The organism is Rhodovulum viride (assembly GCF_003265965.1).
In the GTDB taxonomy this organism is placed as follows: domain Bacteria; phylum Pseudomonadota; class Alphaproteobacteria; order Rhodobacterales; family Rhodobacteraceae; genus Rhodovulum; species Rhodovulum kholense.
Genome location: NZ_MUAV01000007.1, coordinates 105,572 through 130,502 on the forward strand (window position 1 = coordinate 105,572; position 24,931 = coordinate 130,502).

Below are 24,931 nucleotides of genomic sequence, written 5' to 3' on the forward strand. Positions count from 1 at the left end.
AATGGTTGGCGAAGTCTATGTTCTTTCGGCGCCCGCAGGCGCAATCCCCGACGTCCCGAACGATGGGGCGCTCGTGCAGATCCCCGGGACAGACATGTATCTGCGTCGGGTGACCCCCGGCGAACTGCCGTCCATCGCGCCACCGGCCGGGCTGCACGACCTGTTCGCCATGCGCCGGATCGCCGATGGCGTCAGCCGCACGGCCGGGTTCGACCCTGCGGCGGCGCTGCAGTGGCACGACGCCTCGGACGTGCCGACGATTTCCCACGTCGGCGGTGCGGTAAGCGCGATTGCCAACAAGATCTCCGGAGGTCTCGCCCTCACCGGCAGCGGGACCACGGGGGTGGGTGCCAGCAATGTGAACGGGCTGAATACCATCGTCATGGACAGGGCCCAGTCAAACTCCTTGGAGACATCGGGTGCCCTGCTACCGGCGGCCGGAAACTGGCTTTGGACGCTGGTCGTCGGGATCGGCGCGGTGGGTCATATCAACAGCGGGCTCGTCTATGGGACCGGCGGCGACGTGGGGCTGTACATCACCGCGAACCACGCTTCGCAGTTCAATGGAAAATTCAACATCGGCGGGGTGGCTGGGGCGTTTGCAAACCCGCCCTATGCCGGATTGCACGTCGTTCAGATCGCGGCCGATCTGACCGGCGCCGCGCCGGACCCCGGAACGGCGAAGGTTTTTGTCGACAATGTCGAGGTCACCACCATCAGCTACGAAGCCGCGGTCAACGCGGTGACCTGGTCGCTGTTCCGGTATGGATCGCAGTATCTGGGCGGCCAGTTCTGCGAAAGCATCATCAGCGCGGATCCCGCTGAGCAGGTCGCCGCTCACGACTTCGTCGCAACCAAATGGGGGCTTGCGGCATGAGCCGGTTCGAAATCAGGGGACCGGTCGCCGGCGCCACCGTCAACGCCCGTATCCGGCACCCCGATACGGGCAATGTCCTCGTGGAAATGGCGCGCGGCGCCTGGGGCGTCACTGAAGCCGACCCGCCGACCGAGGTCGGTGCCACTCTGGCTGTCGACATCGACTACGGGGTCATCGGGCGTATTCCGATTGCGATGTTCGGCGACAATGCCACCGGCATTCTTTCGGTAGTGACCCGGCCGGACCCGGATACGGCGCATGTCTCGCTCGCGCCTGGCGGAGACGAGGTCTACGTCAGCACGGTCGACCGCCCGGAGATCCGACGCGATGCCGTGCGGTCGACAGACGATGACGAAGACGCTCCGGATGGTGGCGAGTTCGTGCTTTATGCTGGACCGGAGTTCGACGACGACGGCTGGGACGCGTTGACAACAATGTGCAATTACCGTGTCCAGCGGGCACCGGGGCACGCTTTTGCGTTCCAGGTGCTGGTCGGTGTCACCGATGGCGACCCGGTGCTCTGCGAGATCACTGTCGTGCCGAAGGCGGGCAAGGCACTTTCCGGGTGGTCTGTTGGACGCGGCATGAAACTGGCGGTCGACGCGAACGGCGATACCGTCTTCGAGCCGGCCGAAGAACATATCGACCTCTATGTGTCTCTCTCCGAGGCTGCCTACACATGGCTGACATCGTCGCCGAGGCTTCGGCCGTGGTGGAGGACATTCATAGCGGAAAGGTCGACGACTTCATCGCCATGCAGGTCCGCGACGGTGGAGTGATCTACGGCGACACGGTTCCTCCCGATCACGTCACATATTACGGGTCTCCTTCGAAGCCGATCCATCCGGAATGGGTCCGAGGGATCGTCAGCACCTTGCTGAGCTCACACGGCTTCGGATCTGTCCACCTCTTCTACGAGAGGGGGTATAACTACAATGATGGTCTAAGCGAGGTGTTGGCGGTCTACCCCTGTCGGCAGAGCATCCTGCATCCGAACCTGATTGGCGCCTGGGGCACGGGCGCAGACCCGATCATGCACAACATGAATTTCAACATGGAGGGCGGTGCCAAGAAACACGGGGTCGCCTTCCGGGATCTCGAATTTCCGATCTCGACAGGAATTTCCGGCGACGGACTTTCCAACGTCATCATCGAACGCTGCAATGTGCGGGGGGCGATCTACTTCCGAAAGATGGACACGAAGGGCCGCGGTGCGCGCGTCACTATTCGCAAAAGCAAGCTCGTCCAGGCATTCGATACAAACGGCGGGTTGGACTCGGCCAATCCGGATTTTTGGCGGGGCGATCATCGCCCGAGCTGCATCAAGCCGGGCGGGGGATCGAGCGGCACGATCATCCAGGAAAACATCATTGCCTGGGGTGGCATGGGGCCTGGGTGGCTGAACACCTACGGTCCCGACGGAATACCGAGCAAAGACGACGCCTATGGCTATCTTCCCAACAACAGCGATCCCCGGCTGGGTTTGAACGGCTACGCCCCGCCCGGCCCAAACCTGCTGACACACCCGATCTATTTCGACAGTTTCAACCGCCATATCCTGATGCGCGACAACTTCGTCTTCGGGTCGGGCGGGTCGCTGATCCAGTTGCGAGGCGGCGCGGTGATGCGCAACTGCGCATTCGCGTTTGGAAACCAGATGTGGAACGTCGGTAAAGGCGACTTCAATAACTACAACGATGCCATGTTCGAGGCGCAGACTACGGATGGGCACAGGTCTCTGTGCCAAGACGTAGTCGCTACCCATGCTGGCTATATGGACGGTCCGAACGCTGGCAACTCGATGAGCCAAGGGGTGCGCGTATCCTCGCCTCTGGTGTCATTTGACCGGGTCCTGGTGCTGCACGATCTCAACCCTAACGATCCGAATGGGGCAGCTCGGCTTGTCAGCGATTGGGATGGAGAGGTCCACGCTCGCCGCGACGGGTTCGGCTATACGGACGAGCAATTTGCGCCGGGGGCTTATCTCGCGGGCTTCAAAGGCCGCGAGCGGGATCTGCTCTCCTATTGGGGTGACCAAGTCTACAACCCGGGAGCCCTCGACCTGAGCAATGTCAACGATGCCACGATTTTCCGCTGGTACGACGCGCAGCGGGGGAACGCTCCCGACACCACGACTGACATCCTGGACATATACTGGTGGCTCCGCGATCTGCCCCCGGATGAGATCAAGTCGACGGTCGATAGTTTCATGGCATTCATGCAGGCGCCGTTCGGCATTGCCAGACGGTGGCGGACAGCGGCGGCCGCCTGTTCCTTCGTGCCTGATCTGGCCGAGGACGGTTGTCGGTGGGACAATCCCAACAACTGGGGCCGCGATCTGATCCCCGGCAGCTTCGCTGGCGATACCCTGGCGATCAACGGACACGAGGTGTTCTTCCAGGACCACACCTTAACCGTGGCCGGGCTCGATCTGGGCGCGGGTGGGCATCTGCATGCGGTGAACGGCCGCCTCGACGTCGCGGCCGCGCCGACCTGCACCGGAAGCGGTGCGATCACCGTCGACGAAACGGGTCAGGTCTGGCTGGCAGGGTACAACGGCAGCGCCCCGCTGTCCGTCCGTGTGCTGGGTGGCCGGTTCGCGAATACCGATGCTTTCGCGGGCCCGGCGGACATCGTCGTGAACAGCGCGAATGACCGGAAAGGCAGGAACGAGCCGAAGGAGACTTGCGAATTCCTCTGCGGCCACGGTGCGGCGGTCATGACGATCAAGGCGGGTCATGTCTTCGAAATCGTCGGCGGCGGCCCGCGCGTCGGGTTCGACGGGCTTGGTGGCGCAGCCGCAGGGCTTGTCGTCGAAGATGGCGGGACGCTGCGGTTTACGGCCGGCGGCGACGGTCGCGTGGCCACTCTAAGAGAGTTTCGGTCAGGCGCGAATGGCACCGCCGGGCCCGACGTGGTGTCGTCCGTCACTCTTGCCTCGGGTTCGACGCTTGAGGTCGATTGCCGGTCGATCATGGTTGCCGGGACCTACACGCTCCTCAGCGTGGACAGCCTCACAACGACCGGCGCTACCCTGACCGCGATCAACGTGCCTTCCGGGCTCTCTGCATCCTTCCCGGCCGCTTCTGGCGGCGTCCAGACCATGGTGCTGTCATGAGCAGCCTCTGGGATGACGTCCGCGAGATCGCGGCCGAGATCGGCCGCGGGTCGGACAAAGCCGAAACCATTAAGTCTCCGCTCTATCGGCGCGCCTTGGTCGACGTGGCGCACGGCGCAGTTGGAGATCTGATCTGGGCCGCCTGTGCGGCCGATGTCCGCGCTGGCCTGATCGGCTGGGCGATCTTTGTCCTGGTCCAGGTGCTGAATGTGCGGAACGGGTCATCCGGCCGCGATGTGAATGTCGACTTCGGCACGACGATGATCGGGTTCGTCGCTGGGATGACGGGTTCGAGCTGGGCGCGGGCGCTCGCCCCGTTCTGTGCGGCGCTCGCCGGGTATGCTTACCGGCGGACGTGGGGGTGATCCGCGCTCGAAACGCTTTTGGACGGTCGTTCAAGCGGCGTTCAAAGGCCGGTCGTGAGCGCATCGATTAAACACGTCCGCTCCGACATTGACTGTCACACACTCCGGATTTCAGTGTCGCGCTACAGTCGCGCTACGGACCGGCCCCGCGCCCGAATGCCCGGGCGCGCGTGTGGCCCTGTCAGGCCCTCATGCCTTCCCCAACATATAGCGCGCGATTTGGCCCCTACCCAAATCCTAGAGGCTCCCCTATAGTGCCTGTGGATAAGTTCACGCCGTGCCCGAGAGAGAGCCCATGCGCTGCCCGTTCTGCGGAAACATCGACACACAGGTGAAGGATTCCCGGCCCGCCGAGGATCATGTCGCGATCCGTCGGCGGCGCTTCTGTCCGGCCTGCGGCGGGCGCTTTACGACCTATGAACGAGTGCAGCTCCGCGATCTGGTGGTGATCAAGTCCAGCGGCCGGCGCGAGGATTTCGACCGCGACAAGCTGGAACGCTCGATCCGCATCGCGCTGCAGAAACGTTCGGTCGATCCGGAACGCATCGACCAGATGATCTCGGGGATCGTGCGGCGGCTGGAAAGCATGGGCGAGACCGACATCCAGTCGAAGGTGATCGGCGAGATCGTGATGGAGGCGCTGGCCCGGATCGACACCGTGGCCTATGTGCGTTTCGCGAGCGTCTACAAGAACTTCCAGGAAGCGGGCGATTTCGACAAGTTCGTGAGCGAGCTGAGGCCCTCCGCCCCGGCCGAAGAGTGACCGTCGGACAGGACGCGCGGTTCATGGCGCTGGCACTGGGCCTTGGCGCGCGCGGCAAGGGGCGGACCTGGCCGAACCCGGCGGTGGGCTGCGTGATCGTGCGCGAGGGCCGGATCGTCGGGCGCGGCTGGACGGCGCCGGGCGGGCGGCCCCATGCCGAACCGCAGGCGCTGGCCCAGGCCGGGACGCTGGCCAGGGGGGCGACCGCCTATGTCTCGCTCGAACCCTGTTCGCATTACGGCAGGACCCCGCCCTGTGCCGAGGCCCTGATCCGGGCCGGGCTGGGGCGGGTCGTGACCGCGCTCGAGGACCCCGACCCTCGGGTCGCGGGGCGCGGCCATGCGATGCTGCGCGCGGCCGGGATCGCGGTCGAGACGGGCGTGCTGGCCGAGGCCGCGGCGCGGGCCCATCGCGGTTTCCTGCTGAGCCGCCGCGAGGGGCGGCCGATGCTCACGCTGAAGCTTGCCACCTCCTTTGACGGACGGATCGCCACCGGCTCGGGCGAAAGCCGCTGGATCACCGGCCCCGAGGCACGCCGCCATGTCCATGCGCTGCGCGCGGGCCATGACGCGGTGATGGTGGGCGGCGGCACCGCCCGGGCCGACGACCCGGCGCTGACCGTGCGCGGGCTCGGGATCGCCCATCAGCCGGTCCGGGTGGTCTGCGCGGCCGGGCTCGATCTGCCCGAAACCGGACAGCTGGCGGCCAGCGCCCGCGCGGTCCCGCTCTGGCTGTGCCACGGCCCCGATGCCGACCCGGCGCGCCGCGCCGCCTGGGAGGCGCGCGGCGCCCGCTGCATCGGAATCGCGACCGGCCCCGATGGGCGGCTCGACCCGGGGGCACTGCTTGCGGCGCTCGGGACAGCGGGCCTGACCCGGGTCTTCTGCGAGGGCGGCGGCGCGCTGGCCGCCGCGCTGCTCGGTGCCGACCTGGTCGATGAGCTGATCGGCTTTACCGCCGGGCTCGCGCTTGGCGCCGAGGGGCGCCCGGCGGTCGGACCGATGGCGCTGGCGCATCTTGCCGACGCGCCGCGCTTTGCGCTGGCCGAGACGCGCCCGCTTGGCCCCGATCTCCTCCATGTCTGGACCCGGCTCTGAACGCGTCTTCTTCTTGGCGAAAATACCCCCGCGGAGCGCGCGGCCGAAGGCCGCTACCGGCGCCAGAGCCAGGCCTGCCCGGCCAGCGCCCCCTGCACCCGCGCCAATGCCCGCAACCGCGCACCGCGCCGCGGCGCCTGTCCGGCGGCCAGCCGCTCGGCCGCGATCTCGGCGGGGCAGGGGCGGCCCGTGACCGGGTCGAGATAGCGCGGATAGGCGATCAGCGCGGCATGGGCCAGCGCCAGCAGGTCGGGCCGCGCCCGGCGGCGCGCGGGCGGCGCGGCCAGATCGCGGGTGAGGCCCCAGCCGGCATAGAAGGGCAGCCCCAGGCAGGTGACCGGCACCCCGCGCAGCAGCGCCTCGAAGCCCAGCCCCGAGCACAGCGTCCAGACCTCGTCGACCGCGGCCAGCGCCGCCGCCGGATCGACGGCCCCGGGCAGCACCAGATCGGCATGCGCCCGCGCCGCGGCGGGGGCGAGCGCGCCGGGGCGCAGCCCGGCCGCGACATCGGGATGCGGCGCATAGATCAGCACGGCCCCGGGGTTTTCGGCGCGGCAGCGGGCCAGCAGGGCGATGTTATCGCGCTCGGCCGGACAGCCGAAGCGGATCGAGGCATCGTCCTCGACCTGTCCTGGCACCAGGATACGGTGCCCGTGGGGAAGGGCGGGCAGCGCGCACCCGCCGGAATTGTATTTCGACAGCCCGGATGCGATGAGCAATGCCACCAGCCGCGCGGTACGCGCCGCCTCCACCGGGTCCAGACCGGGCCGCCCGGCGATCAGCCGCTCGATCCTGCTTTCCTGGCCCGGGTCGTAATGGATGCCAAGATCGTCAAGCACCAGCGACAGTGGCGGCACCAGCGCCGCGCCCAGCCCGCAGGACCGCAGGACCCCGTCCTCGACCCGCACCGTTCCGGGGGGCAGCGGCGCGCTCCCGCCTGCCCAGGCCATGGCCCGACGCCCGCTGGCGCGCGCAAGGCGCCCGGCCTCGGCCGGATCGGCGGCAAAGCGCATTGGCCGGACGGTGCCGAAGAACCGCTGCAGCGTCGGGCGTTTCCAGAGCCGCATGCCCGAGGCGACCCAGCCCGCGCGGTCCTCGCGCCAGGCCCGGGTCTCGGCCTCGAAGATCGCCAGCGCGTCCTCCAGCGGACACAGCCGGTCGTGGAACGGGTCGTACCAGCGGGGCGCGAGGATCATCGCCGCCGCGAAAAGTTGCGCCGGGCTCAGCGGCCGGGCACGCCGGGCCAACGGCCGGTCATCCTCGGTCAGGCCCCAGCCGGCATAGAAGGGCTGGCCGAAGACCCGCGGCCGGTGCCCGGCCAGGATCGCCTCGAACCCCATCTGCGACGAGACGGTATAGACCGCGACCGCGCCCTCCAGCAGCGCCCAGGGCGAAACCGGCTCGGTCAGCACCCGCACCCGGCCTTGCGCCTGCTCGGTGCCGAGATGCCCGGCGCGCAACCCCTGCGCGGCCTCGGGATGGGCCTTGATCAGCACCGGCGCGCCGGGGTTTTCCAGCTCGGCCGCGGCCAGCATCGCGGCGAAGGTGGTGGCATCGGCGCCCGAGGCGCGCACCGCCGCGTCCTCCGCCCCCTGGTCGATGACCAGCACATAGCCCGGGTCGGGCACCGGCGCCCCGGGGTCGAAACCGGTATACTTGGTCAGATGCCCGGCGCGGAGTCGCGCCATCGCGGCCCGGGCCCGCCCGATCAGGTCGGGATCGTCCAGCGGGTGGCTCGCCAGCAGGGTCTCGAGATCCGACGGCCGGGACGGGTCGAAATGGGGGCCGCCCCGGTCCAGCATCAGCCCGAGCGGCGGCCCGGCCCCGCGCGCCCGCCCGGGCAGGACCGAGCGGAGCGGCGCGTCCTCGACCCACAGCAGCCCGGCACCGCGCCTCCGGGCCAGACGCCGGCCGCGCGCGGCGGTCCGCCCCATCCCCCAGACCGCGACCAGATCGCCCGGCCCCGGCAGGCCAAGCGCGACCGGGTGGCCCGCCAGCTCGAGGATACGCCGGACCCGGGCATGGGTCAGAAACCCGGCCGAAGAGACGAAAAGCCGCCCGCGGCCAGGGGCCGGGGCGGCGGTGTCGGTCGGCGCGGGGCCGGTCATGACCCGATCAGTTTTCGACCGTGGCCGAGACGTTGCGGGCGGCACCCGCGGTGCCGGTGATCACGCTCAGCAGCTTGATCCAGCGGACATAGGGCGCTTCCGTCACATAGACCGTGTCGCCGTCGCGGATGGCGAAATCGCGGGCCAGGAACAGCCCGGCGGGCTCGGTCAGGTTCAGCACATAGGCCACGCGCTGTTCGCCGACCAGATCGTCGCGGGCCAGCACCTGACGGGCGATCTCCTCGGGCTCGTTGCGCAGCACGAAGATGCCGGTCGGGTCGGCCAGGGCCGAGCTGAGGCCGCCGACCTGGGCCAGCGCCTCGACCGCCGACATGCTCTGGGTGATGAAGCGCACGTTGCGCTGGTTGCCGGTCGCGCCAAGCGCCGTGAAATCGCGGGTGTCTTCCTCGACCAGAATCCGGTCGCCGTTGCGCAGCGCGATGTCCAGGGACGGATCGGCATAGAGATCCTCGAACCAGATCTGGCCGCGGGTCTTGCCGCGGATCACGGTGATCTGGGCGATCTCGGGCGGGATCACGATGCCGCCCGCCGAGGCCAGCATTCCCGACAGGGTGCGGTTCGGCCGTTCGATGGGGAACACGCCCTGCTTGCCGACGCCGCCCGCGACCGAAACGGTCGCGCCGTCGCCAGCGAGCCGCGTCACCATCACCTGCGGGTCGGGGGTCTGGGCGTCGAGCTTTTCGGTGATCTTCTCGCGCAGGCCCTCGGGCGTGCTGCCCGCGGCCTGGATGCGTCCGGCATAGGGAATGAAGATATAGCCCGAGCTGTCGACCTGCACCTCGTTCAGCGTGGCGGCATTGCTTTCGCGCGGCGCCAGCAGGCCGTCGTCGACGTTCTCGAACACGGTTAGGCCCAGCGTGTCGCCAGCCCGGATCGTGTCCGACCCGATCGGTGCCGCGTTCAGGAAGGAGGCCGGAAAGCCGCTGGCGGGCACCACCGCAGTGGCCCGGTTCACCCGGTCGTTCACCTCGACGATGAAGGCGTCGCCGTCGCGCAATGTGGACCCGTCGAAAATCTCGGGCTTGTTGGGGCCCGGCCGGGGCAGGCCGCAGGCGGCCGTCGCGGCGAGCAGTCCGAAAAGAACGAGGAGTCGTACCCCCCGGGCTGGCAGTCTCTTCACGTAGGTGTCCCTTGTTACCTGCCGCGGCGTTTCACTCCCGCCTTTGCGGCGACGCTAAAGAACTCTCGCCCGAAAGACCAGACGGGCGAGCGGCCCTGTCCCGCAATCGCCCGCAGGTGTTGCCGCTCGGCCTCCCCGGGTGGCGCGGCCGCCGACGGGTCGGCCGCGGCGGCTTGCCCGGCCTGCGGTGTCGAAGCCGGTGTCGAACTCGGTGTCGAACTCTGGGCCAAAGCCGGAACCGGGGCCGACAGCAGGCGCTCGACCGTGGGGCCGATCGCGTGCTCGCGGCCCTCGCGCGTGTAGTAGTCGCCCGGGATCTGGCTGGTTGCCAGCAGATAGCGGCGGAAAAGCTCGAAGGCGGCGCGGTCGGGCGGATCGGGCGCGGCGAAGAAGGCGGCCAGCGGCCGGTCCGAAACGAGCCCGGGCTTGCCGTAGACCGCCGCCCCCAGGGCGCACAGCGGCAGCCCGCGCCAGATCGCATAGGGCCCGGCGGTCGAGTTCACCGTGACCGCCCCGGTCGCCCCGGCCAGCAGCCGCGCAAGCCGGCCGCCATCCACCAGATGCACGCGATCCGCCAGCCCCGCCGCCCCGGCGATCCGTGCGATCTCGGGACCCAGCGGGATGCGCGCATCCTCGAGCGGATGCGCCTTGAACACCAGATGATGGCCGCGTGGCGCGCCCTCCGCGAAGGCGGCGATCACCTGTTCGAGGAAACCGGTCATGGTGGCGAAGGGGCCGTGATGCAGGAAATTGGCGTCATGGGCCAGCTGCAGCAGCACCACGTAGTAACGAAACCCGCCACGGCGGATCTTGCGCGTGGTCAGCATCCGGCGCGGCGCCAGCAGGGGCAGCGCGGCCAGGCGCCGAAGGTGCAGCGCGAATTCCCGGCCCACCGGCAGGCCGCGATGCGGCCGGAAGCTGCAGTAGCGGCGCGAGGGCAGCAGCACCAGCCCGTGGTAAAGCGCGCCATAGCCGATATGGGCGCGCAAGTTGCCCCAGCGGTCGCTCAGCGGTCCCGGCAGCGGCGCGCCCTCCGGCATCCCCGCCGCCATGTCCCCGAGCGACAGCCGCATCAGCGGCGAGTTGCCGTTGGCGCCATCGCGTTCGCAGGTGATCCAGGCGGGCCGCAGATAGCCCTCTTCGAAGACATGCACCGCGAGGCCGCGCGCCCGGGCCGCGGCGATCGCTGCGGCATGGCAGGGGCGGGTGTCGCCATAGACGGCAAGGTCGGTGATCGCCAGCCGGTCGAGCAGCCCGGCCAGGGTCGCGGGCCAGGCCTCGGGCGGGTCGGTGACGGCGATGTAGCTTGCGGGATCGCTCCAGAAGGCCGCATCGCCCCGGTTGAAGCCCGCGCGCCAGACCTCGGCGCCGGTGCCGCGCAGCCCCCGCGCCAGCCGGTCGAAAAAGGGGCCGTGCGGCCCTTGCAGCATCAGAAACCGGCGACCGGCGCCGCGTGCCCGTTCCATCGCCTTTTCCCCCTTGTCTTCCATCTGTGCCCGATGTGTCCGCTTCTGGAAAGCCGAACCATGCGTGCCGCTTGCCCCCCGCCGCCGCAGGCGATAGGTCAGGTCGTGACCCGCGCCGCAAGGAGCCCCAGCATGTTCACCGGCATCATCACCGATATCGGCACCATTCGCGCGCTTTCGATGAAGGGCGACCTCACCGCCCGGATCGGCTGCCGCTACGCACCCGACAGCATCGATATCGGCGCCTCGATCGCCTGCAACGGCGTCTGCCTGACCGTGACCGACCGAGGCACCGACGGCGAGGGGGGCTGGTTCGCCGTGTCGATCTCGGCCGAGACGGTGTCGAAGACCAATATCGGCGACTGGGCCGAGGGCGGCCGGATCAACCTCGAACGTGCGCTGAAGGTGGGCGACGAGCTTGGCGGGCATATCGTCTCGGGCCATGTCGACGGGGTGGCCGAGATCGTGGCCATGGCCGAGGAGGGCGACAGCACCCGCATGACCTTCCGCGCGCCCGACGCGCTGGCGAAGTTCATCGCGCCGAAAGGGTCGGTGGCGCTGAACGGCACCTCGCTGACGGTGAACGAGGTCGAGGGCGCGACGTTCGGGATCAACTTCATCCCCCATACCAAGGAGGCCACCACCTGGGGGCTGGCCCGGGTCGGGGACAAGGTGAACCTCGAGATCGACACGCTGGCGCGCTATGTCGCGCGGCTGCAGGAGTACGACGCGGCCTGAGCGCGCCCCGAACGCCATAGGGCTCCCGGGGCGTTTCCCGAGGCCCGGGCGGATGCCATCGTCCGGGCCCCTTGGCGGGGATGGGGACGCCGGGCCATCCCGGATGACGCCGGGCCGCGTTGAAGACCGCCCGGCGCGCCAACGGGGTCTTGCGCCCGCAAGGACCGGCGGCACCGTCCCCGGTCGCGGGTCCCCGCCGAAAAGACAGGCGACGGGCGGCGCGACGCCCCGAAATCTCGCTCAGGATGCGGAGTCCAACGCTGGCGACACCGCTGGCGCGTTACCCCCGCGATGTGCGGCTTGCGGATGTCGCGCCATCCGACGTGGCGCCCTGGGCGTCCCATTCGGTCCATTTCATCAAGGCGGAGGAATGCGCTCCCTGTCTCCATTCATTCTTGCCCTGTCGCTGTCCGCCCTGCCCGGATCTGCGGCCACGGTCTTTTCCGGCGCGGGCCTGACTGCGGCGGACATCCAGGATACCGTCGATGCCGTTCGCGCCGAGTTTTCCGGGCTGACCGGCTTTACGCCCACCAATGAAGACCCGGACGGGCGGCGGGAAATCAACTGGGACGGCGTGCCTGATGCCTTTGCCGACCCGAACGACTTCCCGGGCGATTTCTTGAACGGCTCGACGCCAAGCCGCGCCCGCGGGATCGAGTTTGTCGCGACCGGCAGCACCGAGGGGGTCGAGGTGTCGTCCTCCTCGGCCTCGGGGGTGCCGATCAGCCGGACGAGTATACCTTCTTCAGCCCCGAGCGGATCTTCCGGCCCGATGACGGGGTGACCTTCGACATCCTGTTCTTCGATCCCGTCGACCAGACCACGCGGGCCAACACGCGCGGTCTCTGCGCGGTCTTCACCGGTCTGGAAGACGAAGGCCAGGTCGTGCTGTCCTTCCACGACATCCATGGCGATCTGCTGGTCGAGGACTACATGCCGCCCAGCGGTGCCGCGAAGCTGTCCTTCCTGGGCGTGGTGTTCGACGATCCGCAGGTCGCCAGGGTGTCGGTCGGTACCGCGCTGCTCGATCCCGAGGACGAACCGGTGAGGGACGACTTCCTCCATGGCGAGCCGGTCCCGGTCGAGATCGCTCCGGGGCCGCTTCCGGCCGGGGTGATCTTCGGGCTGACCTCGAACGCGGGACTGGCCGCCTTCCGCCGCCGCGGGCCGGGCCCCCCCCCCGCGCCTGATCCCCTGACGAGAGGCCGGTCTCCGCCCCGGCGGTGGAGGCCGCGTCCGTGTGGGGCGGTCCGGCCGGGTCGCGGCATCCTCGGCCCGGCGACGAACGCCCAAGCCCGTAAACACCGGTTCCGGGGTCGAAACAGCGGCCCCGGGCCCTGCCGCCATCGCCCGGGGCTCGACCGTTTCGTTGCAAGGCCGTCGCGTTCTCTGCCCCGCCCGGCGGCCCCGATTTCCGGGCCGCCGGGCATGCGGGTTCTTTCCAATCTGTCCCGACCGCGCTAATAGGCGGGCTTCGGAACAGGTGGACGACATGGAAGACATCGGCGATCCCAGCTATCAGGACGCGATCTCCTCGATCGAGGAGATCATCGAGGATGCCCGCAACGGGCGCATGTTCATTCTGGTCGATCACGAGGACCGGGAGAACGAGGGCGACCTGGTGATCCCGGCGCAGATGGCCACCCCCGAGGCGATCAACTTCATGGCGACCCATGGCCGGGGCCTGATCTGCCTGACCCTGACCGGCGAGCGGGTCGATGCGCTGGGCCTGCCGCTGATGGCCTCGCAGAACTCGTCGCGGCACGAGACCGCCTTCACCACCTCGATTGAGGCGCGCGAGGGCGTGACCACCGGAATTTCCGCCCATGACCGCGCCCGCACCGTGGCGGTCGCCATCGACGCCAGCAAGGGCGCGAGCGACATCGCGACGCCCGGCCATATCTTCCCGCTGCGCGCCCGCGACGGCGGCGTGTTGGTCCGCGCGGGCCATACCGAGGCGTCGATCGACGTCTCGCGGCTGGCCGGGCTGATCCCGGCGGGCGTGATCTGCGAGATCATGAACGAGGACGGCACCATGGCGCGGCTGCCCGATCTGGTGGCCTTCGCCCAGCGGCACGGGCTGAAGATCGGCACCATCTCGGACCTGATCGCCTATCGCCGCCGCCACGACAATCTGGTGAACGAACGCGCCGTGCGCCATGTCACCTCGGCCCATGGCGGCGACTGGGTGATGCGCATCTTCACCGATGAAACCCAAGGCGCCGAACATGTGGTGCTGACCAAGGGCGACATCACCACCACCGACGCGCCGGTGCTGGTGCGGATGCACGCGCTCGACCCGCTGCAGGACGTGCTGGGCCTCGGCCCGCATCCGGCAGGCGAACTGTCCGCCGCGATGGAGATCATCGCCGAGGAGGGCCGCGGCGTCGTCGTGCTGCTGCGCGACACCACGATGAAGCTGGTGCTGGACGGCGCGGCCTCGCCGCAGACGCTTCGCCAGTACGGGCTGGGCGCGCAGATCCTGGCCGCGCTGGGTCTGCACCGGCTGGTGCTTCTGACCAATTCGCCGCTGCCCCGGGTGGTGGGGCTCGACGCCTACGGGCTCTCGATCGAGGGCACCCGGACCATCGAAAGGAAGGCTTGAGCCATGGCCGAACAGGACCCCCATCACACGCTGGCGCTTCCGGCCTTCGATAGGCCCGCGAAACTGCTGATCGTCGTTGCGCCCTTCTATCGCGACATCGCCGACAAGCTGATCGCCGGGGCGGTCGCCACGCTTGACGCCGCCGGTGTCGCGCATGAGCTGATCGAGGTGCCCGGCGCGCTCGAGATCCCGACCGCCATCGCGCTGGCCCACCGGCTGTCGAACTTCGACGGCTATGTCGCGCTGGGCTGCGTGATCCGGGGCGAAACCACCCATTACGAGACCGTCTGCAACGACAGCTCGCGCGGGCTGACGCTGCTGGGGCTGCAGGGCGCGCTGATCGGCAACGGCATCCTGACGGTCGAAAACCGCGACCAGGCGCTGCGCCGGGCCGATCCGGCCGACATGGACAAGGGCGGAGGCGCGGCGGCGGCGGCGCTGCATCTGATCGCGCTGGGCCGGCGCTGGAGCGGCGAGACCAAGGGCGTGGGCTTCCGTCCCTCGGGCGGGTTCCAGGTCGCCGAGGGGACCGACCGCACATGACCGAGCCTCGCAAACCCAACCGCAACCAGATGCGGTCCGCCGCCCGGCTTTATGCGGTCCAGGCGCTGTTCCAGATGGAACAGTCGGGGCAGGGCGTCGACACCGTCCGGCGCGAATTCGAGACCTGGCGCTTCGGGGTCGGCTACGAGGACGGCGAAGAGCTGGCCGAGGGCGATGTCGACCTGTTCCGCGCGACCCTTGAAGGCGCCGTCAGCTGGCAGGCGAAGATCGACCAGATGACCGACCGGGCGCTGGTGGCGAAATGGCCCATTGCCCGGATCGACCCGACGCTGAGGGCGCTGTTTCGCGCCGCCGGGGCCGAACTGGTCGAGGCCAAGGCGCCGCCGAAGGTCGTGATCACCGAATATGTTGACGTGGCCAAGGCGTTCTTCCCCGAAGGCCGCGAGCCCAAATTCGTCAATGCCGTGCTCGATCACATGGCCCGCGAGGCGCGCCCCGAAGCCTTCTGAGTCTGGCGTTGTGAGTCTGGCGTTCCGGGCCTGGCGTTCTGATCGCGGCATCCTGAGCGGCCGCGCCGTTTCCGATTTCCTCTGGAACCTTCGCGAATCTGCCGATTGTGCGGGGCTGCTTCGGCGGCCCCGGCGGGGGTGATACGCCCGAGTCGGCTTTGGTAACCCTCTCTTAACCGTTCCAGCCCCATGATGACGTTACGGAAACCGGCTGCCGGACGCTGCGCCGGGCCGGGCCGATCGACAGGTGCCCCAAGTTTCCTCTTGGAATCCTTCTCGGAATGGCTACCTAATTGGAGCAAGGAACGGAGACACCGATGCCCAAGCTCGTGACCCTCTACATCCGCCAGACCGCCATCGGGTTCGTCCTGTCGGGTCTTTTCGTCGGCCTTCTGATGTATTTCGACGTCGCCAATCTCTGGCACCTCGTGACCAACGTCTCGGGCGGCTGGCTTGCCGGGGCGCTTCTGTTCCTGTTCAACGGGATCGTCTTTGCCGGGGTGCAGTTCGGCATCGCGGTCATGGCGATGGCCCGGGACGACGACGCCGATAACGGACGCCGCCGCCGGGAACCGGTGCGCGGCCTGGCCGAGGTTCTGGTGCCGATCCCGGTGCCGGTGAAGGACGAGCGCAGGATGCGGCGCTGACCCGGCCTTCCCCTCGTTTCAGATGCACGACTGTAACGGCGGCCCTTCGGCCGCCTTTTTCATGCGTCGGCAACGGGATGGGACTGGCCGCGGCGCAGGCGGCCACGCGGGCCGCAGGGCCATGCGGCGGTCGAACGGGCCGCAGACGAACGGGCGCCTGACGCCCACGTGGCGGACGAATTCGTCAGGTTTCGTCAGGGCGCGGAAGGGGCGGGACCACCGCAAACGTGGAGGCATTGCAATTCCCGAGGACCTGTTACTACAGGTGGGCGCCGGGTAACCGGACCAGGATCCGGACAGAGCCAGCTCCCTCGGATTTGCTTAAGGCCACCGGAATTTGACCTCTGCACGGGAAGGGCAGACCCCGCCTCGGCGATAGATAGGATGCCGGTGCCGTGCCGACAAGGCTTGTCGAGCGGCGGCGCGTGGATCATGGTCGCGCCATGTCCGATCCCGGCCCGATCCCGCTTGCCCCCGGCCAGCTTCTGGCCCGCGGCGTCTGCCGCCACCTGCGCGATCTGGGCTTTGCCACGGTCGAGGAACTGGCGCCCGCGGCGGGGCTGCGGGTCGATGTCATGGCGCTGGGCCCGAAGGACGAGATCTGGGTGATCGAGTGCAAGTCGAGCCGCGCCGATTTCACCTCGGACCGGAAATGGACCGGGTATCTCGACTGGTGCGACCGGTTCTTCTGGGCGGTGGACGCCGATTTCCCGTCCGAGCTGCTGCCGCCGGACACCGGGCTGATCCTTGCCGATGCCTATGGCGCCGACCTGGTGCGCGAGGCTCCCGAATCCCGTCTGGCGCCGGCGCGGCGCAAGGCGCTGATCCACAGATTCGCCCGCCATGCCGCGCTGCGGCTGCAGGCGCTCCGCGATCCCGGCCTCAGCCCTTCGGCTTGGGGGCCTTGACCTTCTTCTCGGTCATGGCCCGCGCCTGAGCGGCGGCGGCGCGCAGTTCGTCCGCGATTTCCTCGGCTTCCTCGGGGTCGAAATCCATCGGGATCTCCAGCCCCTCGCCTTCGACATAGATCCGCACCATGCCAAGACTGGTCGGTCCGATCTGCAGGTTGGCGGCGAAGTCGCTTTGCTTGTCGATGCCCATGGCGCAGGTTCCCCGGGGTGATGAAGCCGCCGGGTTAGCGCGTTGGCCCGGGTCTGGCAAGGGCGGCGAGGGCAACGCGGGTCTGTCTTTCTGGGGGGCGGCTGTCCTGCGATGACGTGCCTGCGGTCGAGAACGGGTCTTGCAATCGCGTCGGGGGGGCGCTAAATCGCGCGGACAGTGCCGCCTTAGCTCAGTTGGTTAGAGCACCAGATTGTGGATCTGGGGGTCCCCCGTTCGAGCCGGGGAGGCGGTACCACTCCCCCTTCGCCAAAGAAGTCGAACAGCCCGTCACGTGTCGGATCCTCGATTCGGCAGGCCCGCGCCTTGCGTCATTCCCCGGGATTTGCCACCGCCTCCCTTGCCTGATCCGTCCGGTCGCCCGCGCCGCCCCTGATCCTTTCGCGCAGGGTCTGGAAGACCACGTACAGCGCGGGGATCACGAAGATGCCCACGACCGCCGCGGCCAGCATCCCGCCCGCGACCCCGGTGCCGACCGCCCGGCGCGACAGCATCGAGGCGCCCTCGGCGGTGACCAGTGGGATCAACCCGGCGATGAAGGCGAAGCTGGTCATCATCACCGCGCGGAACCGGGCATGGGCGCCCTCGATGGCGGCCCCGGCGATGCTTGCCCCGGCCTCGCGCCGCGCCTTGGCGAATTCGACGATCAGGATCGCGTTCTTTGCGGCCAGCGCCAACAGGACCACCAGCCCGATCTGGGCATAGAGGTTGAACGGCAGCCCGGTCGCCAGCAGCGCCAGCATCGCCCCCGCGACGCCGAAGCTGACCGACAGCAGCACCGGCACCGGGATCGTCCAGCTTTCGTAAAGAGCCACGAGGAAGAGATAGGCAAACAGCACCGCCAGCGCGAGGATCGCCGCGGTCTGCCCGGCGGCCTGCTTTTCCTGCAGCGCGGTGCCCGTCCATTCGACGTCATAGCCCGGCGGCAGGCTGGCCGAGGCGACCTCTTCCATCGCGGCCAGCGCCGCGCCCGAGGCGGTGCCGGGCGCCGGATCGCCGGTGATCCTGGCGGCGCGCTGGTTGTTGTAGCGCTGCAGCGACAGCGGCCCGGTGGTGTAATCGGCGGTGGCGAAGGCGCCGACCGGCACCATCTCGCCGCTGGCGGTGCGGACATGAATGCGCGCGATGTCGCCCACGTCGTCGCGGTCGCCGGGCAGGGCCGTCATCCGGACCTGCCAGGACCGGCCGAAGAGATTGAAGTCGTTGACATAGGCCGACCCCAGCGTGGGTTGCAGCGCGGCGAAGACGTCCGAGACCGGGATGCCCAGCGCATAAAGCCGCTCGCGGTCGATATCGAGGAAAAGCTGCGGGCTGTCGGCCGAGAAGGTCGTGTAGACGCCGGACAGTCGCGGGTCTCCGTTCGCGGCGAAGGCAAGCCCCCGGGCGGTCGCGGCCAGGTCGGCCGCGGGCCGGCCCTGGGTGTCGAGCAGTTGCAGCTCGAACCCCGACCCGCTTCCGAGCCCGGCGATGGGCGGCAGGTTGAAGGCGATCACCTGCGCCTCGCGGATCGCGGCACCCTGCACCATGGCCTGTCGGATCGCGACAAAGACCGAGGTTTCTTCGGAGGTTCTTTCCTCGAACGGAGCCATCGACACCAGCGCGAAGGCCGCGTTCGAGCGGGTGATCCCGTCGAGGATCGAGAAGCCGGTGACCGAGGTGACGCTGGCCACGCCGGGCAGGCCCAGCAGGATCCGTTCAACCTCGCGCTGCGCGGCGGCGGTGCGGTTGACCGAGGCGGCCTCGGGCAGGCGGGTCTCGACGATGAAGGATCCCTGATCCTCGGCCGGCAGAAACCCCGAGGGCACCGCGCGGAAAAGCCCGCCCGTCAGAACCATGGCGCCCGCGAGCAGCACGAGCCCCAGAACCGACCGCCTCACCAGCGCGCCCGCCGCCGCCGCATAGCGGTCGCGCGCGGCGTCGATGCCGGTCGAGATCCGGCCCATGATCCCCTTGCGGGGGCCGTGATGGGGCCTCAGCACGATGGCGCAGAGCGCGGGCGACAGGGTCAGCGCGTTGATCGCCGAGATCACCATCGAGACCGAGACCGCCACCGCGAATTGCTGGAAGAGCTGACCCGAAATGCCGGGAATGAAGGCGACCGGCACGAAGACCGATAGCAGAACCAGCGTGATTGCGACGATGGCGCCGGTGATCTCGCCCATCGCCGCCTCGGCGGCCTGCGCGGGGTCAAGCGCGTGGTCCTCTTCCATCTTGGCCTCGACCGCCTCGACCACGACGATGGCGTCGTCGACGACGATGCCGATGGCCAGCACCAGCGCCAGCAGCGACACGGTGTTCAGCGTGAAGCCCATCGCCAGCATCACCGCGAAGGTCCCGACCAGAGCCACCGGCACCGCGATCAGCGGCACGATTGTGGCCCTGAGCGACCCGAGGAAGACGAAGACCACCAGCACGACCAGAACGAAGGCCTCGATCAGCGTATGCTCGACCGCCGAGATGCTTTCCTTGACGAAGACCGAGCTGTCCGAGACGGCCGCGTAGGCCATGCCTTCGGGAAAGCGCTCGGCCGCGCGGGCCATCACCGCCTTGACCCCGTCGGCCGCCGCGATGGCATTGCCGCCGGGCGCGAGATACAGCCCGATCAGCGTCGCAGGCGCGCCGTCGAAGCTGGTCGTCACATCCGAACTGCGGTCGCCCAGCCGGACATCGGCCACATCGCCCACCCGCACCACGCTGCCGTCAGGGGCGGCGCGCACGATGATGCGGGCGAATTCCTCGGGGCTTTCCAGCCGCCCCCTGGTCGAGATGTTCAGCTGCATCCCCGGATCGGCGGTGACCGGCTGCCCGCCGACCCGGCCGATCGCCGCCTGCAGGTTCTGGCTTTTCAGCGCGGCGGCGACATCCGAGGGCGTCAGGTTCAGCGCGGCCAGCCGGTCCACGTCCAGATCGACGAGCATCGCGAACTGGTTCGCGCCGAACATCGAGGCATCGCCGACGCCCTCGACCCGTTTCAGCGCATCCAGCAGGTTGATGCGGGCATAGTTGGTCAGATCGCCCCCGGTGACGCGGCCGTCGGTCGCGTAAAGCGCGACGCCCATCAGCAGCGACGAGGATTTCTTGGCGACCTTCACCCCGGTCTGTCTGACCTCGGGCGGCAGCAGCGGCTCGGCCAGGGCCACGCGGTTCTGCACGTTCACCGTGGCGATGTCGGGATCGGTGCCAACCTCGAAGCTGATCGTCAGGATGTAGGTGCCGTCCGCCCCCGAGGTCGAGGACATGTAGATCATGTCGTCGACCCCGGTCACTTGGTCCTCGATGACCTGGGCCACGGTCTCTTCGACCACTTGGGCCCCGGCGCCGGGATAGCTTGCGGTGACCGAGACCTGCGGCGGCACGATATCGGGAAACTGTTCGACCGGCATCTTGGTCAGGGCGATCAGCCCGGCGATGAACAGCACGATCGAGATCACCCCGGCCAGGCGGGGGCGGCGGATGAAGGTCCGGGCCAGCATGGTCTAGCCGTCCACCGGGGCGGCCGCGTCCACGGGCTGGCCGGGCCGGACCTTGTTCAGACCTTCGGTGATCACCCTCTCGCCCTCGGCAAGACCGTCCGCGATCACCGCAAATCCCCGGGCGGTGCGCCTGACCGTGACCCGGCGCAGCTCGGCCCTGTCGCCATCGCCCACCACCAGCACGAAGGCGCCCTGCACGTCGCGCTGCACCGCCTGCTGCGGCACCGCCAGTTCCGGCGCCGGTTGCTGTGCGGTCAGCTGCACCCGGACCAGCTCGCCATCCAGCAACAGCCCCTCGGGATTGTCGAAGCGGGCGCGCAGGGTGACGCTGTCGGTGCCTCCGGTGACCGCGCTGTCGACGAAATCGACATCGCCGGGCCGGTCGTAGACCGTGCCATTGGCCAGAGTCAGCGTCACCGCGTCGATGTCGCTGGCCGCTCCGGCCGCGACCCGTTCCAGATAGCTGCGCAGCACGGCGGTCGGCACCTGAAATTCCGCATGCATCGGGTCCAGCCGGATCAGCACCGCCAGTGGCCCCGCTCCGGCCGCGATCATCGCCCCGGCATCGACCTCGGGCGGCCCGATGCGGCCGGCGAAGGGGGCCGCGATCTCGGTATAGGACAGGTTCAGCCGGGCGCGGTCGAGCGCCGCCGACAGGCGAATCACGTCGCCCTCCCGGCTGGCAAGATCGGCCTCGGCCGTGTCGAGGATGGCCTGCGCGGCGGCATTCCGCGCGACCAGTTCCGCCTGCCGGTCCCGTTCCAGCCGGGCGCGGTCGCGGGCGGCCTCGGCCGCGCGCAGCGCGCCTTCGGCCTCCTTGACGGCGGTCTGAAACAGGTCCTTCTCGATCCGGAACAGAACCTGGCCCTCGGCGACCAACTCCCCGGGTTCGAAGCGGATTTCCTCAAGCATCCCGCCCACGCGCGCGACCAGCGCGACGGTGCGGTCGGCGTCGAGGCGGCCGTTGAAGGTGGCGGTCCGGGTCAGCTCCATCGTCGTGGCGGGCACGGCGACAACCGATGGCGGCGGCGTCTGCTGCGCATGGGCCGCGCAGCCAAGACAGATCGTCCCGAGAAACAGGCGGATTCCGGTCACGGTGAAGTCCCTCCCCCAAGGGCCCGCATCGGGGCGGGCTCCGGGAAAGTTTACATCGTTTAGTCATTCCAATGTGAAATTTTCGGTCCGGACGGGTGGGCGGACCCGTTCCGGGCCAGGTCGGGGCCGTTCGGGGCCGTTTCCGGACCGGTCCCATGCCGCTGCCCGGCGCAGCGGGGGCGGCGCTAAAGCGCGATGCGAAGACGCAGGAAGCCGTCGGGGCCGTTTTCTGCGGGCTCGAGAGCGAGGTCGCGCAGCTCGTCGAGATGATCGAGCGCGGCCGGGCTGGTGTCGAACAGGACGGTGGTGCCGGGCAGATCCTCGAAGCGCCAGGTGGCATCGGCCCGCGGCGCGACGGTGCCGTGTTCGGCGATATAGCGCAGCAGCACGTCGCGGTTGGCATCGGGCGCCTCGAACGCCACGGTGTCGACACCGGTGCCGGGAAAACCGCCGCCGCCGCTGGCCCGGAAACTGTTGGTCGCGACCACGAATTCCATGTCGTCGGTCACCGGCTGCCCCTGCCAGCTCAGCCCCGAGATGCGTCCCGCGGTCGGGTCCAGCAGCCGGCCCCCCGGCCCGAAGCGCGGCGGCCGGCTGAGGTCGATCCGATATTCGACCCCGCAGATCACGTCGAAATTATAGCACGGGGCCTCGGGATTCAGCAGGATCTGGTCGGGTTGGCCCGGCTCGATCCGGTTGAAGAGCGCGGCCGAGCGTTCGAGCCAGCCGCGCAGCCGGGCGCCGGTCACCCGCACCGCGCGCACCGTGTTGGGGTAAAGGTAAAGATCGGCGACGTTGCGGATCGCGATGTCGCCCACGGGGACGTCGGTGTAGTAATCGGGTCCGCCATGCCCGCCCGCCTTGAACGGCGCCGCGGCCGACAGCAGCGGCAGGCCCTCGTGGCGGGTGCCCTTCAGCATCTCGGCCAGGTACCAGCGCTGGGCATCGGCGACGATCTTGACCGAGGCATCGTTGGTCACCAGCGAGAAATAGCTGTGCAGCGGCACTTCGGTGCGGCCGACGGCGCGGCGGGTATAGGCCAGCGTCTCGGCATGGGCGGGCGCCGCGGCCGTTATCACCTCGGGATTGCTGGACACCAGCGGCACCACCCCGCGGCCGGGCTTTCGGTGCGCGATCGGGTGCACCGCGCTGCGGTGTTCAGCCACCCGCCACCCGGCCGTGCCACGCTCGAGCAGCAGGTCGACCACGCCAAGATGCGATCCCCAGAAGCCGGGCATGACGGCGGGCTTGCCGCAGATCGTGCCCGCCTCGGCATCGACCCCGGGGATGCCCGCGAAATCGGGACCGGGCAGGGTCATGTGCTGATGTCCCGACAGGATAGCGTCGATTCCCTCGATCCCGGCCAGCGGCAGGCAGGCATTCTCCTGCCGGTCGACATGGTCGGGCTCGCCGATGCCGGAATGGGCCAGCGCCACGACCAGATCGGCGCCGTCGGCGCGCATCCGCGGCACCAGCGCCCGGGCGGCCGCGACGATGTCGCCGCCCTCGGCCCGGCCGTGCAGATGCCGGCGGTCCCAGATCGCAATGGGCGGCGGCAGGAAGCCGATCACTCCGATCCTCAGCGGATGGGGCTGTCCCGCGCCGTCGCGCACCGTCCGGTCCAGCAGCGTATAGCGCGGCAGCGCGGCCAGCCCGGGCGGGGCCAGCGGGCCGGGCAGCAGATTGGCCGACACGACCGGGAACCGCGCGCCATCGAGCGCAGTCAGCAAAAAGTCGAGCCCGTAGTTGAAATCGTGATTGCCCAGCGTCGCCGCGTCATAGCCGACCGCATTCATCGCGGCGATCATCGGATGCATTTCGCCCGGGCGCAGGCCGCGTTCATGGGCGATGTAATCGCCCATCGGGTTGCCCTGCAGGAAATCGCCATTGTCGAACAATAGCGTATTCGCCGCCTCGGCCCTGAGCGTCGCGATCAGCGCGGCGGTGCGCGCCAGCCCGGCCGAGTCGATGGGGCGGTCGGAATAATAGTCATAGGGAAAGACATGCACATGCAGGTCCGAGGTTTCCATCAGCCGAAGATGCACGCGGTCGGCGGCGGGCGAAGCGGAAAATGGGTGCAGCGCGTTCAAGGATGCCCCCGCCTGGATGCCGCCCGACAAGGGGCGCGGCTGGCCGATACCAAACTACTCTGGCCGCGTCCGCAGCCTGCCGGGGAAATGGCTTTGACTTGGGGGCGGAATGCGACCATCACCGGCCTGCGAGAGTAAAGGGTTCGCAAGCGGATGGCGAGAGCCAATTCGCGTCAGGCGAATGTGGGATTGTTTGCATTCGCCCCAAACTGACGCCCGCCTTGCGTCATTGCAGGAAAAGGAGCCGCCATGCAACTGGCCGAGCAGGTGACTTTCGGAGGCGGCGGTCTGGACCGGGCCGCGTTGCGGCGCGGCGATGCCGTCTGGCTGGACGATGCCTGGGGTAAGGGACGGGTCCTGCCGCTCTGGCGCGGCAAGCCGCTGTGCTGCGAGGACGGGCTTGGCTGGGTGCCCTGCGCGAACCCGGTTCCGGCCGAGCGGCGCGCGCGGGCGATCTTCCTCGGGCTGGCCGATGGCGCGCCGCATTTCGCCGTCGACATCTCGGACTGGCGCCCGGACGAGATCCCCGACACGCTGGGGCTGTTTCTCGATCCGTCCGAACAGCGCCATCCCGATCTGCCGGAAGATCACCTGTTCCGCGAACTGCGCCGGGTGATGCCGGGGCTCGACCCGCTTCAGGCCGAACTGGCGGCGACCGCCAAGGGGATCTGCGAATGGCACCGCACCCACCGGTTCTGTTCGCGTTGCGGCCAGCCCAGCCGGATGGTCGATGCGGGCTGGCGCCGGGTCTGCGAGGCCTGCAGCACGCCGCATTTCCCGCGCACCGATCCTTGCGTCATCATGCTGATCCTGCAGGGCAACTCGGTCCTGCTGGGGCGCTCGCCGGGCTGGCCCGAGGGGATGTTCTCGCTCCTGGCGGGCTTCATCGAGCCGGGCGAGTCGGTCGAGGCCGCGGTGCGGCGCGAGGTCGCCGAGGAAACCGGCATCCGCGTGGGCCGGGTCGGCTATCTGGCCAGCCAGCCCTGGCCGTTTCCGGCCTCGCTGATGCTGGGCTGCCGGGGCGAGGCCCTGTCCCGCGAGATCACCGTCGATCCGGCCGAGATCGCCGAGGCGCGCTGGATGCCGCGCGAAGAGATGCTGGCGGTCGTCGCGGGCGAATCCGCCGACATCCGGCCGCCGCGCCCGGGGGCGATTGCCGGCTACCTGATCCGCAGATGGCTTGCGGACCGGCTGGATTGAGGCCAGAACGGACAGA

22 protein-coding genes and 1 tRNA gene are annotated in these 24,931 nt (G+C 69.0%); 16 read left to right on the forward strand and 7 right to left on the reverse strand.

All coding sequences use genetic code 11. The features are described 5' to 3' along the window. The first annotated feature begins 1 nt into the window (after position 1). The 6 genes from BYZ73_RS07890 (at position 2) to ribD (ending at position 6,220) form a co-directional block, all read left to right on the forward strand. Positions 2 to 877, forward strand: a complete 876-nt coding sequence (locus BYZ73_RS07890) for a hypothetical protein (protein ID WP_112315542.1) — start codon at positions 2 to 4, stop codon at positions 875 to 877. Continuing rightward, positions 874 to 1,656 (forward strand): hypothetical protein, encoded by a 783-nt coding sequence (locus BYZ73_RS07895; protein ID WP_112315543.1) that lies wholly within the window; start codon positions 874 to 876, stop codon positions 1,654 to 1,656. Before BYZ73_RS07890 ends, BYZ73_RS07895 begins: the two co-directional genes overlap by 4 nt. After that, positions 1,557 to 3,995 carry a hypothetical protein gene (locus tag BYZ73_RS07900; RefSeq protein ID WP_146746269.1) on the forward strand — a complete coding sequence of 813 codons (2,439 nt, stop codon included), beginning with the start codon at positions 1,557 to 1,559 and terminating at the stop codon, positions 3,993 to 3,995. The genes BYZ73_RS07895 and BYZ73_RS07900 overlap by 100 nt, the downstream gene beginning before the upstream one ends. Further along, entirely contained in the window at positions 3,992 to 4,360 is a 369-nt protein-coding gene (locus tag BYZ73_RS07905; RefSeq protein WP_112315545.1) for a hypothetical protein, read from the forward strand. Before BYZ73_RS07900 ends, BYZ73_RS07905 begins: the two co-directional genes overlap by 4 nt. 295 nt (positions 4,361 to 4,655) lie before the next feature. Continuing rightward, positions 4,656 to 5,123, forward strand: coding sequence for a transcriptional regulator NrdR (gene nrdR / locus BYZ73_RS07910; RefSeq protein ID WP_108027397.1), 468 nt, complete (start codon positions 4,656 to 4,658; stop codon positions 5,121 to 5,123). Beyond that, entirely contained in the window at positions 5,120 to 6,220 is a 1,101-nt protein-coding gene (gene ribD, locus BYZ73_RS07915; RefSeq protein ID WP_281269463.1) for a bifunctional diaminohydroxyphosphoribosylaminopyrimidine deaminase/5-amino-6-(5-phosphoribosylamino)uracil reductase RibD, read from the forward strand. Before nrdR ends, ribD begins: the two co-directional genes overlap by 4 nt. A gap of 53 nt (positions 6,221 to 6,273) precedes the next feature. Here ribD and BYZ73_RS07920 read toward each other — a convergent pair whose 3' ends face one another. The 3 genes from BYZ73_RS07920 to BYZ73_RS07930 are packed head-to-tail and all read right to left on the reverse strand — an operon-like array spanning position 6,274 to position 10,959. Further along, positions 6,274 to 8,328, reverse strand: a complete 2,055-nt coding sequence (locus BYZ73_RS07920; protein WP_112315547.1) for a capsular polysaccharide biosynthesis protein — start codon at positions 8,326 to 8,328, stop codon at positions 6,274 to 6,276. A 7-nt stretch (positions 8,329 to 8,335) separates the two neighbouring features. Continuing rightward, positions 8,336 to 9,469: a polysaccharide biosynthesis/export family protein gene (locus BYZ73_RS07925; protein ID WP_425451071.1), complete on the reverse strand. Its 1,134-nt coding sequence runs from the start codon at positions 9,467 to 9,469 to the stop codon at positions 8,336 to 8,338. Positions 9,470 to 9,483: 14 nt separating this feature from the next. Further along, positions 9,484 to 10,959, reverse strand: a complete 1,476-nt coding sequence (locus tag BYZ73_RS07930) for a capsule biosynthesis protein (protein ID WP_112315548.1) — start codon at positions 10,957 to 10,959, stop codon at positions 9,484 to 9,486. Between the two features lie 108 nt (positions 10,960 to 11,067). Between BYZ73_RS07930 and BYZ73_RS07935 the strand changes: the two genes are divergently transcribed. The 8 genes from BYZ73_RS07935 to BYZ73_RS07970 all read left to right on the forward strand — a co-directional run bounded on the left by BYZ73_RS07935 (position 11,068) and on the right by BYZ73_RS07970 (position 16,846). Next, on the forward strand, positions 11,068 to 11,673 hold the full coding sequence (locus BYZ73_RS07935; protein WP_112315549.1) for a riboflavin synthase: 606 nt from the start codon (positions 11,068 to 11,070) through the stop codon (positions 11,671 to 11,673). A 370-nt stretch (positions 11,674 to 12,043) separates the two neighbouring features. Further along, positions 12,044 to 12,457: a hypothetical protein gene (locus BYZ73_RS07940; protein WP_112315550.1), complete on the forward strand. Its 414-nt coding sequence runs from the start codon at positions 12,044 to 12,046 to the stop codon at positions 12,455 to 12,457. After that, positions 12,454 to 13,137 carry a hypothetical protein gene (locus BYZ73_RS07945; RefSeq protein ID WP_112315551.1) on the forward strand — a complete coding sequence of 228 codons (684 nt, stop codon included), beginning with the start codon at positions 12,454 to 12,456 and terminating at the stop codon, positions 13,135 to 13,137. The genes BYZ73_RS07940 and BYZ73_RS07945 overlap by 4 nt, the downstream gene beginning before the upstream one ends. Positions 13,138 to 13,165: 28 nt before the next feature. Continuing rightward, the gene (ribB, locus tag BYZ73_RS07950) at positions 13,166 to 14,278 is read left to right on the forward strand and encodes a 3,4-dihydroxy-2-butanone-4-phosphate synthase (RefSeq protein WP_108027389.1); all 1,113 of its coding nucleotides are present in this window, start codon (positions 13,166 to 13,168) and stop codon (positions 14,276 to 14,278) included. A gap of 3 nt (positions 14,279 to 14,281) precedes the next feature. Further along, a complete protein-coding gene (locus tag BYZ73_RS07955; RefSeq protein WP_112315552.1) occupies positions 14,282 to 14,821 on the forward strand; it encodes a 6,7-dimethyl-8-ribityllumazine synthase in 540 nt (179 codons plus the stop codon). Continuing rightward, positions 14,818 to 15,291: a transcription antitermination factor NusB gene (gene nusB / locus BYZ73_RS07960; RefSeq protein WP_108027387.1), complete on the forward strand. Its 474-nt coding sequence runs from the start codon at positions 14,818 to 14,820 to the stop codon at positions 15,289 to 15,291. The genes BYZ73_RS07955 and nusB overlap by 4 nt, the downstream gene beginning before the upstream one ends. A 317-nt stretch (positions 15,292 to 15,608) precedes the next feature. After that, positions 15,609 to 15,938, forward strand: a complete 330-nt coding sequence (locus BYZ73_RS07965; protein ID WP_108027386.1) for a hypothetical protein — start codon at positions 15,609 to 15,611, stop codon at positions 15,936 to 15,938. Positions 15,939 to 16,381: 443 nt separating this feature from the next. Then, positions 16,382 to 16,846, forward strand: a complete 465-nt coding sequence (locus BYZ73_RS07970) for an MmcB family DNA repair protein (protein ID WP_108027385.1) — start codon at positions 16,382 to 16,384, stop codon at positions 16,844 to 16,846. Here BYZ73_RS07970 and BYZ73_RS07975 read toward each other — a convergent pair. Further along, positions 16,821 to 17,039 carry a DUF6324 family protein gene (locus tag BYZ73_RS07975; protein WP_108027384.1) on the reverse strand — a complete coding sequence of 73 codons (219 nt, stop codon included), beginning with the start codon at positions 17,037 to 17,039 and terminating at the stop codon, positions 16,821 to 16,823. The two genes, BYZ73_RS07970 and BYZ73_RS07975, sit on opposite strands and share 26 nt — an antisense overlap. 179 nt (positions 17,040 to 17,218) lie before the next feature. Between BYZ73_RS07975 and BYZ73_RS07980 the strand changes: the two genes are divergently transcribed. Then, a tRNA-His gene (locus BYZ73_RS07980) sits at positions 17,219 to 17,295 on the forward strand. A gap of 73 nt (positions 17,296 to 17,368) precedes the next feature. Here BYZ73_RS07980 and BYZ73_RS07985 read toward each other — a convergent pair. The 3 genes from BYZ73_RS07985 to BYZ73_RS07995 form a co-directional block, all read right to left on the reverse strand. Continuing rightward, positions 17,369 to 20,530 (reverse strand): efflux RND transporter permease subunit, encoded by a 3,162-nt coding sequence (locus tag BYZ73_RS07985; protein ID WP_112315553.1) that lies wholly within the window; start codon positions 20,528 to 20,530, stop codon positions 17,369 to 17,371. Positions 20,531 to 20,533: 3 nt separating this feature from the next. Then, entirely contained in the window at positions 20,534 to 21,625 is a 1,092-nt protein-coding gene (locus BYZ73_RS07990; RefSeq protein WP_112315554.1) for an efflux RND transporter periplasmic adaptor subunit, read from the reverse strand. A gap of 185 nt (positions 21,626 to 21,810) precedes the next feature. Beyond that, positions 21,811 to 23,715 carry a bifunctional 2',3'-cyclic-nucleotide 2'-phosphodiesterase/3'-nucleotidase gene (locus BYZ73_RS07995; RefSeq protein WP_281269464.1) on the reverse strand — a complete coding sequence of 635 codons (1,905 nt, stop codon included), beginning with the start codon at positions 23,713 to 23,715 and terminating at the stop codon, positions 21,811 to 21,813. A gap of 249 nt (positions 23,716 to 23,964) precedes the next feature. Between BYZ73_RS07995 and nudC the strand changes: the two genes are divergently transcribed. Next, complete coding sequence (nudC, locus tag BYZ73_RS08000) at positions 23,965 to 24,915, forward strand: NAD(+) diphosphatase (RefSeq protein ID WP_112315555.1); 951 nt, start codon at positions 23,965 to 23,967, stop codon at positions 24,913 to 24,915. Positions 24,916 to 24,931: the final 16 nt, after the last annotated feature.